This window comes from Bizionia argentinensis JUB59 (assembly GCF_000224335.1).
In the GTDB taxonomy this organism is placed as follows: domain Bacteria; phylum Bacteroidota; class Bacteroidia; order Flavobacteriales; family Flavobacteriaceae; genus Algorimicrobium; species Algorimicrobium argentinense.
This window is the reverse complement of record NZ_AFXZ01000013.1, coordinates 102,529-118,602: the sequence shown is the minus strand read 5'-3', so window position 1 is coordinate 118,602 and position 16,074 is coordinate 102,529. Positions and strand designations below refer to the sequence as shown.

Annotated in this window: 17 protein-coding genes; 14 read left to right on the top strand and 3 right to left on the bottom strand. The window is 33.8% G+C overall.

Translation table 11 applies throughout. The features are described 5' to 3' along the window. Positions 1–31: 31 nt before the first annotated feature. Positions 32–616, bottom strand: coding sequence for a superoxide dismutase family protein (locus tag BZARG_RS05635; protein WP_008636139.1), 585 nt, complete (start codon positions 614–616; stop codon positions 32–34). A gap of 138 nt (positions 617–754) precedes the next feature. Between BZARG_RS05635 and hemN the strand changes: the two genes are divergently transcribed. The 14 genes from hemN to BZARG_RS05565 all read left to right on the top strand — a co-directional run bounded on the left by hemN (position 755) and on the right by BZARG_RS05565 (position 14,461). Next, positions 755–2,119 (top strand): oxygen-independent coproporphyrinogen III oxidase, encoded by a 1,365-nt coding sequence (gene hemN, locus BZARG_RS05630; protein WP_008636256.1) that lies wholly within the window; start codon positions 755–757, stop codon positions 2,117–2,119. 65 nt (positions 2,120–2,184) lie between these two features. Beyond that, a complete protein-coding gene (locus tag BZARG_RS05625) occupies positions 2,185–3,018 on the top strand; it encodes a universal stress protein (protein WP_008636092.1) in 834 nt (277 codons plus the stop codon). A gap of 203 nt (positions 3,019–3,221) precedes the next feature. Further along, positions 3,222–3,722, top strand: a complete 501-nt coding sequence (locus tag BZARG_RS05620; RefSeq protein WP_040288059.1) for a c-type cytochrome — start codon at positions 3,222–3,224, stop codon at positions 3,720–3,722. A 10-nt stretch (positions 3,723–3,732) separates the two neighbouring features. Beyond that, positions 3,733–4,302: a fasciclin domain-containing protein gene (locus BZARG_RS05615; RefSeq protein ID WP_008636074.1), complete on the top strand. Its 570-nt coding sequence runs from the start codon at positions 3,733–3,735 to the stop codon at positions 4,300–4,302. Between the two features lie 22 nt (positions 4,303–4,324). Then, the gene (gene nosZ / locus BZARG_RS05610) at positions 4,325–6,277 is read left to right on the top strand and encodes a Sec-dependent nitrous-oxide reductase (protein ID WP_008636199.1); all 1,953 of its coding nucleotides are present in this window, start codon (positions 4,325–4,327) and stop codon (positions 6,275–6,277) included. A 125-nt stretch (positions 6,278–6,402) separates the two neighbouring features. Further along, positions 6,403–7,020, top strand: coding sequence for a hypothetical protein (locus BZARG_RS05605; RefSeq protein ID WP_008636115.1), 618 nt, complete (start codon positions 6,403–6,405; stop codon positions 7,018–7,020). Positions 7,021–7,101: 81 nt separating this feature from the next. After that, the gene (locus BZARG_RS05600) at positions 7,102–7,539 is read left to right on the top strand and encodes a nitrous oxide reductase accessory protein NosL (protein ID WP_008636150.1); all 438 of its coding nucleotides are present in this window, start codon (positions 7,102–7,104) and stop codon (positions 7,537–7,539) included. Positions 7,540–7,782: 243 nt separating this feature from the next. Further along, complete coding sequence (locus BZARG_RS05595; RefSeq protein WP_008636186.1) at positions 7,783–8,994, top strand: nitrous oxide reductase family maturation protein NosD; 1,212 nt, start codon at positions 7,783–7,785, stop codon at positions 8,992–8,994. After that, on the top strand, positions 8,981–9,688 hold the full coding sequence (locus BZARG_RS05590) for an ABC transporter ATP-binding protein (protein WP_008636148.1): 708 nt from the start codon (positions 8,981–8,983) through the stop codon (positions 9,686–9,688). The genes BZARG_RS05595 and BZARG_RS05590 overlap by 14 nt, the downstream gene beginning before the upstream one ends. Next, on the top strand, positions 9,681–10,463 hold the full coding sequence (locus BZARG_RS05585) for an ABC transporter permease (RefSeq protein WP_008636124.1): 783 nt from the start codon (positions 9,681–9,683) through the stop codon (positions 10,461–10,463). The genes BZARG_RS05590 and BZARG_RS05585 overlap by 8 nt, the downstream gene beginning before the upstream one ends. 2 nt (positions 10,464–10,465) lie before the next feature. Continuing rightward, positions 10,466–10,915, top strand: coding sequence for a hypothetical protein (locus tag BZARG_RS05580; RefSeq protein WP_008636212.1), 450 nt, complete (start codon positions 10,466–10,468; stop codon positions 10,913–10,915). 51 nt (positions 10,916–10,966) lie between these two features. Then, on the top strand, positions 10,967–11,365 hold the full coding sequence (locus BZARG_RS05575) for a hypothetical protein (protein WP_008636083.1): 399 nt from the start codon (positions 10,967–10,969) through the stop codon (positions 11,363–11,365). Positions 11,366–11,533: 168 nt separating this feature from the next. Next, positions 11,534–12,385, top strand: a complete 852-nt coding sequence (locus BZARG_RS05570) for a hypothetical protein (protein WP_008636245.1) — start codon at positions 11,534–11,536, stop codon at positions 12,383–12,385. Positions 12,386–12,463: 78 nt separating this feature from the next. After that, a complete protein-coding gene (locus BZARG_RS05565) occupies positions 12,464–14,461 on the top strand; it encodes a TonB-dependent receptor plug domain-containing protein (protein ID WP_008636078.1) in 1,998 nt (665 codons plus the stop codon). Positions 14,462–14,894: 433 nt separating this feature from the next. Here BZARG_RS05565 and BZARG_RS05560 read toward each other — a convergent pair whose 3' ends face one another. Then, the gene (locus BZARG_RS05560) at positions 14,895–15,596 is read right to left on the bottom strand and encodes a sulfite exporter TauE/SafE family protein (RefSeq protein ID WP_040288049.1); all 702 of its coding nucleotides are present in this window, start codon (positions 15,594–15,596) and stop codon (positions 14,895–14,897) included. Position 15,597: 1 nt separating this feature from the next. Then, entirely contained in the window at positions 15,598–16,044 is a 447-nt protein-coding gene (locus BZARG_RS05555) for a FixH family protein (RefSeq protein WP_008636117.1), read from the bottom strand. Between the last annotated feature and the right edge of the window lie 30 nt (positions 16,045–16,074).

Here is a 16,074-nt window from a genome sequence, read left to right as displayed (position 1 = left end):
CTTTTTTTTATTATTTTTTGAAGTAAAAAAATTATTCAATAACACCAGCACAACTAACGCGCGCACCAGCATCTCCTGTAGGTTGTGTTTTGAAATCGTCTATACCTTTGTGTACAATAACGGCTTTTCCTACAATATCTTTAGCAGGATCGCCACATCCAATACACCATTGGTCCGTACTAAAAGTAATAGTTGCATTTCCTTTTTCATCTGCCTCTAGGTTACCAATATCTCCTTTGTGGTATCCAGCAGCATCTCCCCATTTCCCATGTGGTTCGCTAGTTGGATTCCAGTGTCCTCCAGATGACGTACCATCGTCTGATGAGCAATCAGCTGTTTCGTGTAAGTGGATGGCGTGTTTTCCAGGCTCTAAACCACTTAAAACAGCTGTCATAGATACAGTACCATTTTCTTCTTTAAATACGACGTTTCCAGTTACATTACTACCGCTTTTTGCATGTAATTCAGCTGTAATTTTTTTAACGACTGCCTTTTCTGTTACTACTTCTTCAACCTCGGTAATAACTTCTTTTTCAGCGTTTTCTTTTTTATCATTTTTACAACTTGTGGCAAACGTGAACGTTGCTACAAGTGCTAAAAGAGTTAATTTTCTCATTAGATATTTTTGTTTAATTGTTTATTCGAAAGTTACATATAATTTCACAAAAAATGAAGGAATAGACCATTATTGTATGATAATTATCATATTTTGAATGACAAATAGATAGTAGTTTTGTATTATAATTACTTAATTATGACAAATTTATTAATTAATAAATACAATGTAGCTGGTCCTAGATATACTAGTTATCCAACCGTGCCGTATTGGGACGACGCATCATTTACTGTACAAAAATGGGAGTCGGGTTTAAAGCGTTCATTTAAGGAAAGTAATGAAAGTGAAGGTATTAGTTTATATCTTCATTTACCATTTTGCGAAAGTTTATGTACCTTTTGTGGCTGTAATAAGCGTATTACAACACGTCATGAAGTTGAGTCTCCTTACATAAAATATATTTTAAAAGAATGGCAACTTTATGTGGATGTATTAGGGAGTAAGCCTTTTATTAGAGAGTTACATTTGGGTGGAGGAACACCAACTTTTTTCTCACCTAAAAACCTAGAAAGTCTTATAAATGGTATTTTTTCCATAGCTGATAAAGCCGAAAATCATGAATTTAGTTTTGAGGGGCACCCCAATAACACAACTAAAGCACATTTAGAAACGCTTTATAATTTAGGGTTTCGCAGAGTGAGCTTTGGTGTTCAAGATTATAATGAAACTGTACAGAAAGCTATTCACCGTATTCAACCTTTTGAAAACGTTAAACGTGTTACGGAGCAAGCGCGGGAAGTTGGTTATACATCCGTGAGTCATGATATTATTTTTGGTCTGCCATTTCAAACTGAAGATCATGTGGCCGAAACCATTAGGAAAACAAAAGAACTGATGCCAGATCGTCTGGCATTTTATAGTTATGCGCATGTGCCGTGGATTAAAGGAAATGGACAACGTGGTTTTAAGGATAGCGATTTACCATCGGCCGAAAGTAAGCGCAAGCAATATGAATTAGGTAAAGCTGAATTGGCAGCATGTGGTTTTGTAGAAATTGGTATGGATCATTTCGCCTTAAAGACCGATAGTTTATATAAAGCGACGGAAACAAAAGCACTGCATCGAAATTTTATGGGTTATACTGCCAGTAAAACTCAAATGATGATAGGTTTAGGCGTTTCATCAATTAGTGATAGTTGGTATGGTTTTGCTCAAAATGAAAAGAAACTAGAAGATTATTATAAACGTTTAGATGCTGATGAAATTCCTGTTTTTAAAGGACATATTTTACTTGAAGAAGATTTAATTATTAGAAGACATATTTTAAATTTAATGTGCCACTTTCAAACGTCTTGGACGGAAACGTCTAATAATTTTAAAGAATTACCAGATGTTTTATTACAATTACAAGAGCTGGAAGATGATGGATTGATTAAAATTGAAGAATCGTCTATTAGAGTTACAGAAGCAGGCAAACCTTATGTTCGTAATGTTTGCATGGCATTCGACTTGTTATTGCAACGAAAACAGCCAGAATCTCAATTGTTTTCAATGACAGTTTAATTTTAAAAACAGTAAGTATCAAATAAGTTATTAATCAAATATATTTAATAAAAAATTATCAAATCATGAAAAAAATAATTGTTCCTATAGATTTCTCTGAATATTCTGAATATGCTCTAGAAACAGCTGCTATTTTGGCTAAAAATAATGATGCGGAAATATTAGCATTGCACATGTTAGAATTGTCGGATGCGGTTTTAAGTAGAAGTGATAAAAACGCGCAAATGGAAACCGTATTTCTATTTGAACTTGCAAAAAAGAAATTTTCAGAGTTTTTAGACAAGCCATATTTGGAAGGTGTTAAAATAACACCCATAGTTAAGCATTATAAGGTTTTTAGTGAAGTTAACGATGTTGCTAAAGAGCATAGTGTGGATTTAATAATTATGGGTTCTCAAGGAACCAGTGGTTTTAAAGAGTATTTTGTGGGTTCTAATACAGAGAAGGTTGTTCGATATTCAGATACACCTGTACTTGTAATTAAGCATAATCCTATTTTAACAGAGTTTGACACGGTTATTTTTGCTTCAGATTTTTCTGAAGAAGCCGTTGTAGCTTATCGTGATGCTAAAAAAATGTGTGCCGGTTTAAAAGCGGATATGCATTTGATTTATATAAACTTACCAGGCGAAAAGTTTAGAAACACTGCCGAAATGGAAGGGAAAGTAGTTTCGTTTTTGAAACAAGCAGATGGTGACTTGGAGGGGCTTTCTAAAGTTAGCTATGTAAGTGATTATACCGTTGAACAAGGGATTTCAAACTTTGCGAATCTTATAGGAGCAGATCTAATTGCTATGGCAACACATGGTAGAAAGGGACTAGCGCATTTCTTTGAAGGAAGTATTTCTGAAGATGTGGCAAACCATTCAACATTGCCAGTTATGACTTTTAAAATATAGTATTTTTTATAGCAAATTTATTTTGTTGCTAAGAGAAAGAGTCAGGCTTTGAGTTTGATTCTTTTTTTTGTATATTATTTCAAAATTAATCGCATTGAAGTTATAAATAGGATAAAATTATCCGGAATGTATTAGAATATGATTTTTGTCATATTTTAACATAACGTTAAGTTATATCTTTGATGTATAAAATTAAATATAACATGAGAAAATCACTAAAACTAATGACAGTATTATTCGCAATGGCTTTAATAAGCTGTGGCGGAAAAGAGGAAAAGAAAAAGGAAACTTTTTCTTATGACAAAAAAGAACCGAAAACGGAAACAACTACTAAAAAGGAGGAAGCATTACCACCTTCTAAACAAGTGGACTTAACCAATAAAGGGGTTGGTCCAATTAAATCTTTAACATTGGACGCCAATATTGATCAAGCTATGGTTATCAAAGGAGAAGAGGTGTTTTCAAAAATGTGTACAGCTTGTCACAGAACTGACAAGAAGTTTATTGGACCAGCGCCAACAGGTATTTTGGAGCGTAGAACACCAGAATGGGTTATGAATATGATTTTAAACCCAGAACAAATGGTGAAAGAAGATCCTTTAGCTAAAGAGTTGTTAATGGAGTTTAACGGATCGCCAATGGCTAATCAAAACCTTACTGAAGTTGAAGCCAGAGCGGTTTTAGAGTACTTCAGAACTTTGTAATAACCAAACTATGAAACCAATTAAAAAACTAATGCTTGCAGCCTTTTGCTTATCACTTTTTTTAGGCTGTAAAAATGAAACCAAAGAAGCCACAGTCGTGGAAGCTGACAAATCAGCAGAAACCACCGAGCGTACCGGTCAAGCTTTTATTGAAGACGATGGTAGTGCACCATCGGTATTGGATATAGCTATTGGCTCACCAGATCACACAACTTTAGTAGCTGCTGTTCAAGCTGCCCAGTTGGAAAATGTTCTAGTAAATGCAGGACCATTAATGGTGTTTGCACCAACTAATGAAGCTTTTGCAGCGCTACCAGAAGGAACTGTTGAAGATTTGTTGAAGCCCGAAAACAAAGATGATTTAGCAGATATTTTAAAGTATCATGTAACGCCTGGTAATTATTCAAAAGAGTTTTTAACCAAATTTAAAAAACTGGGTCAAGCAAATAATCAAGATGTTCAAATTGAGGTTATTGACGGTGAACCAATGATTGGAGGCGCCAAAATATTAGCAAGTATTCCTGCTGGTAATGGTATTGTACATGTAATTGATAAAGTATTATTACCTCCAACAAAATAAAACACTTAAAACAAAACAAATAATGAAAAACAAATTCAAATTATCAATAGGATTGATGGTTGCTGCGCTTGCTTTTACAAGCTGCAATAACTCTTCGTCAAGCAAAGGTGCATTAGGATCTAGTATAGCTGAAAAAGTATACATAGCTCCTGGCGAGCACGATTCGCATTATGCTTTTCTTTCTGGAGGATATAGTGGTAACCTTTTAGTTTACGGTTTACCTTCTGGACGTATGTTTAAAGAGATTCCAGTATTTTCTCAATTCCCAACCAATGGTTATGGGTATTCAGAAGAAACCAAACCGATGTTAGAAACTTCTTATGGTTTTATTCCTTGGGATGATTCGCATCACCCAGATATTTCACAAACTAACGGAGAATTAGATGGTCGTTGGATTTTTATTAATGGAAACAATACGCCGCGTATTGCCAGAATTAGTTTAACGACTTTTGAGACTGAAGAAATAATTGAAGTTCCAAACAGTGCTGGTAACCACAGTTCATCTTTTATTACTGAAAATACCGAGTATGTAGTAGCAGGAACACGTTTTTCTGTTCCAGTACCGCAACGTGATATGCCTATTAATGAATACAAAGGAAACTTTAAAGGGGCGTTGTCGTTTATTTCTGTTGACCCAGATCATGGTCATATGGATATAAAATTTCAAGTATTAATGCCAGGTTTTAACTACGATTTATCGCACCCTGGACGTGGAAAATCTCATGGTTGGTTCTTTTTTACAACATATAATACAGAGGAAGCAAACAGTCTATTAGAGGTTAATGCATCTCAAAACGATAAAGATTTTATTGCAGCTATAAACTGGAAAAAAATTGAAGAATATGTAAATAATGGTGGTGGAACTATGATGCCAGCAAATTATGCACATAACTTATATGATGAGGCTACACATACTGGAACTTCGACTATGAAAAAGGAAGTTCGTGTGGTAAACCCATCGGAAGTTCCTGGCGCTGTATATTTCTTACCAACGCCAAAATCACCTCATGGTGTTGATGTAGATCCATCTGGAGAGTATATTGTAGGTAATGGTAAGTTATCAGCTAACTTAACAGTGCATTCATTTACAAAAATGCTAGATGCTATTGAAAAGGAGAGATTTGATGGCGAGGCTTATGGCATTCCAATTTTAAATTTTGAGGATATATTAGCTGGTTCTGTAGAGCAAGCGGGATTAGGACCTTTACATACAGAGTTTGATGGACAAGGAAATGGATATACGACGTTCTTTATTTCTTCAGAAGTTGTGAAATGGAAATTAGGCACTTGGGAAGTATTAGACAGAAAACCAACATACTATTCAGTAGGTCACTTAACAATTCCTGGAGGAAACTCGAGAAAGCCTTTCGGTAAATATATGTTCGCTATGAACAAAATTACAAAAGACCGTTATTTGCCAGTAGGTCCTGAAATGGAGCATTCAGCGCAGTTATATGATATTTCAGGGGATAAAATGGAATTATTGTTAGATTTCCCAACGCATGGTGAGCCGCATTACGCTGCCGCTATTCCAGCAGAGATAATTAAAGGTAATTCTAAAAAATTCTATAAGTTAGCTGAAAACGAGCATCCACGAAAAGCAACTACTGGTGCTGAAACAAAAGTAGTTCGTGAAGGTAAAAATGTGCATGTGTACATGACCATGATTCGTAGTCACTTTAACCCTGATAATATTGAAGGTGTAAAAGTAGGAGATAAAGTATTCTTCCACGTAACAAACTTGGAACAAGATTTTGATGTACCACACGGATTTGCTGTGATTGGTGCGAACAATGCCGAGTTGTTAATAGGTCCAGGTCAAACTAGAACATTAACATGGGAACCAAAACAAGTAGGTGTATGGCCGTTTTACTGTACAGATTTCTGTTCAGCATTACACCAAGAAATGCAAGGTTATGTTCGTGTATCTCCAGCTGATTCGGACATCGAATTATCTTGGTCTCTAGGCGAATAAAAGTAAAGAATAGGAGAATTTTGTTTTAGTGTTTATTTTCCTAATAAGGCGAGAGCAGTAGTTTCGCTCTCGCCTTTCTTTTTTTTAAACATTACTACCTGAAATAAACTCAAAACATTACAATTATGAAAAAGGCTGGTATTATCATGGTGATAGGTTCTTTATTATTATTAGGACTTTTTAAATTTCCTCTTTGGAACATCATGTTGGGAGCGCCGCAATATCCGGATCCGTTAGGGATGAATATATATATTGATGGTATTCAAGGCGTGAAAGAATTTGATTTACAAAACATAGATGGTTTAAACCACTATATTGGGATGAAAACGATTCCGAAACCAGAAGAAATGTGGGAGTTTTCAGTGTTTCCAAAGGTTATTCTAGGAATGGCTGTTTTGGGGGTTCTGATTGGATTTTTAGGCTTTTTCGAAAAATTAAACTATAAATTTTTTCTAGGATGGTTTTTATTAATGTCTGTTCTTGGTGTTGCTGGAATGTATGATTTTAATAACTGGTTAACCGATTATGGCGGCAATTTAGATCCGCACGCTATTATTAAAGTAACAATGCCCGATGGTTCACCGATGAGTTATAAACCACCTTTAATTGGTTATAAAAAACTTCTTAACTTTGATGTTGACTCCTGGCCACATTTAGGCGGTTATCTTCTATTTGTTGGTATGGCTTTAACACTTGTAGCTTTCTGGATAGGCAGAAAAGCAACTTTAAAAAGAGTTAAATAATAAGATTCAACGTAAAGTTGATGCTATAGAGTTTTCATAATAAAATTGAAAATCTATTAACAAACATTAAAATTTAAACAGATGAAACAGTTTCTTTTTCTAGCTACTATATGTCTATTATTAACGGCTTGCAAAGTCGAACCGCAGCCTATAAATTATGGGCAAGATGGCTGTCATTACTGCGATATGACGATTGTAGATAGGCAACATGCTTCGCAATTAGTAACCTCAAAGGGGAAAGCTTATAAATACGATGCTATTGAGTGTATGGTTCATGCCTTACAGGATGAGTTTAAGGATACCGAAATAGCACACTATTTAGTAGCAGATTTCCATAAGCCTGGTGAGTTAATTAATGCAACAAAAGCTACTTTTTTGGTTAGCAAAAAGTTACAAAGCCCAATGGGAGCAAACCTCTCTGCTTTTTCAAATGAAGAAGCTGGAAATAAAGCTCAAGAAGAATTTACGGGTGACACATACTCTTGGGAGGAAATTCAGAAGCATCTGGTTATAAAATAATAAAATAGCTTCGGTAGTTTTTGAATGATTCTTAACGTTTGAAAACTGCTGAAGTTTTTTTATTAAATTCGCATTTATTCGGTTTTTTGAAGGGTTCGGTTTTATAAACTTCAATTCTTGAAACGCTATTATAATCTGTATCTTCAACTTTTTAACATCACTTAAAAAAAGGACTTCATATTTATAAATTTTGACTTTATTTTGAAAAAACAACACTACATACTCTTCTTTTTAACGGCGTTAATGTCCATTCCAAGTGCATGGTCAAATACCATAACTGTTTGCGCCTCTTGCCCCATTAAAACAATCCAGGAAGCGATACAACAAGCTTCAGAAGGTGATACCATTTTGGTTAAAAAAGGGATTTATAAAGAGGCCAATTTAAAAATTGATAAAAGCATTACACTTATAGGCGAGGGGCTACCAACTATAGATGGCGAAGCAAAAGGGGAGATTATTACCATTGAAGCGGATAATGTAACGCTTGATGGCTTTAAAATAATAAATGTGGGCGTCAGCTATACCACCGATTATGCAGCCGTAAGGATTGTAAATAGTAAGGGTTTTATTATTCAAAACTTGGAGTTGGAAAAACTTTTTTTCGGAATTTATTTGCAAAAATCCAATAATGGGAAAGTATTGAATAATAAAGTTAAAGGAGAAGCGGTAACGGAATTCACTTCTGGGAATGCCATTCACTTATGGTATTGTAAAAATGTGGAAGTTCGTGGAAATGATGTCCGTAAAGTTCGTGATGGTATTTATCTTGAATTCTCTGATAATATAACCATCACTGATAATTTTAGTGTAAACAACGTGCGATATGGTCTTCATTTTATGTTCAGTAATAATAATACGGTTAATAATAATGTATTTGAAACCAATGGAGCAGGAATAGCGCTGATGTTTTCAAAGTTTATGGAGGTGAAAAACAATGTTATTAAGAAAAACTGGGGATCCGCAGCATACGGATTACTATTAAAAGAAGTTAACGACGCCAACCTTAAAAACAACATTTTTATTGAGAATACTGTGGGGATAACAGTGGAAGGTAGTAACCGTTTAGTTTATAGTAATAATGATTTTACAAGTAATGGTTATGCCATTAGAGTAAAAGGTGCTTGCTACGAAAATCATATTGTCGACAATAACTTTTTATATAATTCCTTCGACATTTCTTACAACGGAAGAATTAACGATAATAAATTTAATAATAATTTTTGGAGTAATTATACCGGATACGATTTAGACAAAGACGGCATTGGCGATGTCCCATACCGACCTGTAAAACTTTTCTCTTATATAGTAAATAGAACCCCGGAGACCATAATTTTATTACGAAGTCTATTTATTGATCTGATAGATTTTTCGGAAAAAGTTTCCCCAGTGTTTACCCCAGACGATTTAATGGATGATAATCCAAGAATGAAACGAATAGAACATGATAGAAATTAAAGATTTACATAAAAAATTTGGAAAAAACGAGGTCTTAAGTGGTCTCGATTTGAAAATTGGAGAAGGTGGGATTTTTGCAGTATTAGGACCAAATGGATCTGGAAAAACAACACTTATAAAATGTTTGTTAGGCATGGTTATTCCAAATAAAGGCACAATTTCCGTGTTGGGAGAAAACGTGAAGAGCGGCTCCAATTACAGACATAAAATAGATTATTTACCTCAAATTGCTAATTTTCCCAGTAATTTAAAAGTAAAGGAATTAATTACGATGATTAAAGATCTACGTGGTAAGACTATCAAGGATCAAGAGTTAATTAGTCTTTTCAAATTAGAGCCTTTTTTAGATAAAAAATTAGGTCAACTTTCTGGAGGTACTAAACAAAAGGTAAACTTGGTATTAACCTTTATGTTTGATAGTCCTTTGGTTATACTTGACGAGCCAACATCAGGATTAGATCCCATTTCTTTATTACGCTTAAAGAAATTAATCCAAGCCGAAAAAGCTAAAGGCAAAACCATATTAGTTACCTCACATATTATGAGTTTTGTAGAAGAGATTTCAGATGAAATTGTATTTCTTTTAGAAGGTAAAATTTACTTTAAAGGAAGTATTAGCGAACTTAAAGACAAAACTAAACAACCGGATTTCGAACATGCCATCGCATCCATATTAACAGACAATCATGCTTAAAATATTAAAATATAGTTTTTACGACCTCATGCGCAGCCGTTGGAGTTACGTGTATTTTGCATTTTACTTATTACTAGGTGTTGTGTTGTTGTTTTTAAACAACGATCTATCCAAAGCAGTCATTACACTCATGAATGTTATTATTGTTTTGGTACCTTTAATAGGAACTATTTTTGGCGTCATGTACTATTACAGTTCTAAAGAGTTTACAGAACTCTTATTAGCGCAACCTTTAAAACGATCATCCATTTTTCTGGGTCAGTATTTAGGTGTAGCCATCTCGCTTTCTATGAGTTTAATATTGGGGCTGGGTATTCCATTTATATTTTATGGCTTATTTATGTCTAATGCCATTTGGGATTTTAGTTTATTGCTTATTACCGGGGTTTTTCTAACACTAATTTTTACAGCTTTAGCCTTTAATATTGCGATATCTAATGAGAACAGAATTAAAGGATTTGGATATGCTATTTTAATGTGGCTGTTTCTAGCGGTTATTTATGATGGTTTATTTTTGATGTCTTTATTGTTTTTTGAAGATTATCCCTTAGATAAACTATCCTTATTTGGAACTATGCTAAACCCAATAGATTTGTCTAGAACGCTTATTTTACTTAAGCTAGATATTTCGGCTTTATTAGGCTATACTGGTGCCGTATTCAAGCAGTTTTTTGGAACCAATTTCGGGTTGATAGTATCTTTTGCAGCATTAACGTTATGGATAGTTTTACCTGTATTACGTATTGTATATAAATCCAAGAGAAAAGATTTTTAGTTATGAAATCATCACTTTTCCTAGTACTAATCTGTGCAGCACTTTTTACGAGTTGCAAAAACGAACCTAAAGCAACTGATAGTTTGGAAACTGTTCAAAAGATATCAGTTGCAGATACTTTGCAATTAAACCTTAATAGAGGCGATAAATGGCTTGTAAATCCAGAAACGCATGAAGGCGTGAAAAACATGGAAGCTATTATTAAGAAATTCGATTTAGAAAGTTCTACAAACTATAAGGAATTGGGAGATAAACTCTCAAAACAAACTAGTTATGTAATTAAAAATTGTACCATGACTGGTGAACCGCATGATCAATTGCATGTTGTTTTAGTGCCAATGCTTGATGAAATTAGCGTGTTACGAGAAACCAATAATCCTAAATTAGCTGATGTAGCTCACGATAATTTAAAAGAATTAATTCAAGCTTATTTTAATCACTTTAATTTATAAAACCTGATTAGTGTCATGTTTATATCGCTCTTCAATGCTTAAATTTGTTTAATGATTAAAACCATATCACATATCATAACCGCTTACGTGCTTACCATTATTCTTTTGGCGCACAATATTAATACCTTGGTTATTGTTAGTGATTTTGTTATGAATCAAGATTTCATTGCAAAAACACTTTGTATTCAAAAAGACGATCAGCAAGGGTGTAATGGAAAATGTCAATTAAAAACTGAATTAGCTAAAAATGAAACCGGAACCGAGGGGAATTCCCCCATTCAAAATATCGTTAAACGTCATTCTTTAGATGTTTTCTTTGTTTCAGATGTTAATAGGATTTTGGAACAACCTCTATCAGGTGATCGCTCTACTATTTCTATTTATTCTTATACACCAAAACTTCATAGGCAAGTATTGTTTGTGGAAACACCTCCACCAGATTTAAGTTAATTTTCTCATTTTAACGCGATTGTTTTATTTTGAATTCTACTTCAATTATATGTGGGGTAGAATGGATAACTGCATGCGTAATTCAGCATTTATTAATTATAAAAACAGCTAATAAAAACAGTCTGTTTTGGTAAATGCTACCCAATTTATAACTTAAAAAACAGAAAAATGAAACTTAAATATATATTACCAGTACTTTTTATCGCTTTATTCGCAACCTCTTGTTCAACAGACGATACGGATGAAATAGATTCAGTTACTAACGAAGTGGAAGGACTTACAATAGTTGAAGAACTTACTAATGACACCCATACAATAGAATTGTACAATACATCTGGACGCTTTTATACCGGGTATAACACTATAAGTCTGCGTATAAAAGATAATGCAAGTAATACCTATGTTGAAAACGCCACTATTAACTGGATGCCAGTAATGCAAATGCCAACTATGCAACATTCTTGTCCTAAAACGAACCCAACTAAAACGATAGGTAAGGATACCGTTTATAAGGGGAATATTATTTACCAAATGACTAATGAAGATGGTTCAGGTTGGACTTTAACCGTTAATTATGCGATTGATGAGGTGGATTATTCCGTTTCAGAGGAAATTACCGTTTCACAAAGTGATAAGCAAAATGTAGCTAGTTTTACGGGGAGCGATAGCAAACGTTATGTAGTTGCCATGGTAAAACCGAATGACCCAAATATTGGGAACAATGAATTGGTCGTGGGACTTTATCAAATGGAAAATATGATGTCTTTTCCTATAGTTGAAAATTTCGCTTTGAAATTAGACCCAAGAATGCCAGGAATGGGAAATCATAGTTCGCCAAACAATACCAATTTGACATACAATTCAGCGGATAATTTATATCATGCCAATTTATCATTAACCATGTCGGGGTACTGGGTATTAAATCTACAATTATTAGATAGTGAAGGTCTGCTTCTTAAAGGTGAACAGGTTACTACAGACAATATTCAGAGCAGTTTATACCTCGAGTTAGAGTTTTAATTATATTATTATCAGAAAAGTCTACAGATAGTTTGCTTCGTGTAAGCTATCTGCAGACTTTATAAAACACTATCTGCTATGAAAAAGTATATAATATACATTTTAATCTTACTGTTTAGTGCATTAACTTATGCACAAGAAACCGATGTAACGATTGAAAAAGATACCACGCAACTCCAAGAAGTAATATTAATTGGGCAGCGAAAATTAAGTAAATACCGCCAAGAAAAAACCTTATCTAGTATTGACGATTATTTAGAGAAATCTAACAAAATTACCATGATTAAGCGCGGTAATTATGCCTGGGAACCGACTATGAATAACATGACAAGCGAACGCTTAAATGTTACTATTGACGGTATGCAAATTTTTGGTGCCTGTACCGATAAAATGGATCCCATAACATCTTATGTTGATGTTTCTAATTTAGAAAAAGTAAGTATTGGTTCTGGCCAAGAAGGAACGGAAAATGGCCATAGTATTGGTGGTGGAATAGATTTGCGGTTACCACGATCTAAATATTACGACAACGGATTTAAAACAAGTGCCGATTTAGGTTACGAAACCAACGGAAACTACCGAACAGCAGGTTTAGATGTCGCCTATTCTGGTAATAAATTTTATATGAATGCCGATGGTATTTACCGGAAATCCGATAATTATGATGCAGGAAATAATAAAGAAGTTCTGTATTCTCAATTCGAAAAGTACAATTTGTCGTTTCAAGCTGGTTATAAGTTAAGTGATAATCACTCTATGGATGCCAATCTTATTTATGACAAAGCTACGGATGTTGGTTATCCAGCATTACCTATGGATGTATCGCTTGCTGAAGCTTTAATTACTTCTTTAACGCATACCTATAAAAACGATTCAACGTTTATTAAATCTTGGGAATCAAAGCTTTATTTCAATACGGTTACGCATATTATGGACGATTCTAAACGTCCAGATGTACCAATTCGTATGGACATGCCAGGTTGGAGTGATACCTATGGTTTTTATTCTAAAGTGGGATTGGAAGAGAAAAATCATCGTTTGTTATTCAATTTAAATGGATTTTATAACCGATCAATAGCAGAAATGACCATGTATCCAAACGATCCAAATGAATCTGTTATGTTTATGTACACATGGCCAGATATTAGAACCTTATATTCAGGTCTTTTTGTTAAGGATGCTATTACTATTAGTGATAAAGAAACCCTTAACGTTTCTACGCGATTGGGTTTTCATAATAATACTATTGGTGATCAAGTAGGATTGGAGAGTCTTCAAATTTTTTATCCAGAATTAACAGATAGTAAAAATCGCTTTTTAAAGAGTTTTGCTACTGATTATCAATTTAAAACAAAATCATACGATGCTAGTTTTGGTGTTGGTTATGGTGAACGCGCGCCTTCTGTAAGTGAAGGTTACGGATTTTTCTTATTCAATAGTTTTGATAATTATGATTATATAGGGAATCCTACTTTAAATAACGAGAAATCTTTAGAGGCTAATATTAAGACTAACTACTACCAAAACCGTTTTAAAATAGGCGTAGAGGCGTCTTATTTCTACATCATGGATTATATAATTGGTGAAATAGATCCAACTTTAAGCGCGATGACTATCGGTGCTAATGGTGTTCGGATTTATAAAGCTTTATCAAATGCTTCTATTTTTGATGTTTATATAAATTCAAGTTATGATTTTACAGAAAAATTATCATTAAATGCAACCGTTGGCTATAATTATGGATCGGGAAGTAATGGTGAGAATTTACCGCTAATAAAACCATTTTCATATGTAGCAGAAGTTGCTTATTACACGACAAAATTTAATGCCGCTTTACAATTGGAAGGTAACGGCAATCAAAGTCGTTACAGCAGCTTTTATGGTGAAGATAATACCGCAGAATATGCCGTATTGAATTTGAATTTAGGAAATATTATCCACTGGAATAGCAATAGAATAATATTCAAATATGGTATTGAAAATATATTAGATGCCGAATATTCAACTTATGCCGATTGGAATAACATACCACGCCAGGGTAGAAATTTTTATATGAATGTATCTTATGTGTTTTAAGGAAATGTAAATTCAGATTTATTAAAAAAGAGAGCTTTCAATACTAATTGGGAGCTTTTTTATGTAAAACTATTTTCTTAAAGCAAAAGAAGGAATTTTTCAGAATCGCTTTTAATTATCTCTTATCTTAATACATATTTTATTATAATATAATAAGCTTCAGCCACACCGAAATCGTATGTGAAGTATCCATTAATATAAATTGTATATAAGACCATTTTCCACCTCAAAACAAGTAATATATGAGTATTATTTCTTTAGGCCTATTTAGTTTGTTAGTCCGACTTCAAAATTATAGGTATAGTGTATATCATTAATGGGAGGTAGGAGTACACGCAATGGTTCACTTTATGCCGGTGTTCTATATTACTAGCGTATTGGTTAGAAAACAGAATAATGAAAGAACTTTAAGGATGATAACTGAAGATTAAATTTAATCGCAATTAATTTCACCAGAAACCATTTCGACTACTGGAGCAGGGGACAGGTATGGAATGCCTAATCCTAACCCACGAACAATGAATAACAGGCCAATAATAACAACAAAAATTGGAATGGCTTTCTGAATACGTTGCTTAATAGTCGCGTTTAGAAATTTCCCTAAATAAATAGCAGTTGTCATTAATGGAATAGTTCCAATACCAAATAGTGTCATATAGAGTGCTCCTTCAAGAGCATTTGCACTTGCTAAAGATCCAAATACTGCCATGTAGACCAATCCACACGGTAAAAATCCGTTAAGAAAACCAATGGTTAAAAATGTATCAGCTGTCTTTTTTTTAAGCGCTGCGCCTAAACCAGATTTTATTTTGGATATAACTTTATAAAGTGGTTTTGAAAAGTTGTATTTATTAAAGGTTTTAGAAGGAATCAGAATAACGACAATCATTAAAACACCTATAATAATAGAAAGTTGTTGTTGCAATCCAAAAATGTAGAGACTTTTTCCAATCAGTCCAAAAATCAATCCAATGATACTATAAGCCAATACACGACCAAAATGATACAACCCAATTTGGGTTATTTTACGAGTAGAGTTAGATCTGTCTACCGGCAGCATAAATGCTATAGGACCACACATACCAACGCAGTGAAAACTGCCTAGTAAACCCAATATAAGTGCAGACCAAAGCATGCTAGTATCTTATTTCTCTTTTAAAGCGGTAATCGTTGCCATCATATTCCCAATCTATAATTAGATTCCAGCGCCCACCAAGTAATCGGCTGTCTGGGATAAGCATATTTTGATCTGACAACGAAATAGGCGTTTCAAAATCAAATTGTTTATCAGATGGTCGGTAAAGGAAAACTTTTCCTGTAATCTCTGAAACGTTTAAAGAGTCGGGAAAAGTAATAAGAATTCCTTCGGTAGTTTGTTTGTAACGTATATTTTGCGTTAAACTATTACCTTTTTGTTCTTTCTCCATATTACCTTGAACCTTTAATTCCTGCTCATAATAATCTTCAGTTACTAAATCAAACTCATACTTTTTATCAATGTTCATTTTTATCACAAAAAACATGATAAAGGCTATAAAACCTACTAATGCCAGAACCATACCAGTTCCCCAATTCATTTTCATAATAGTTTCCGTAAACCGGTCATTTATTTA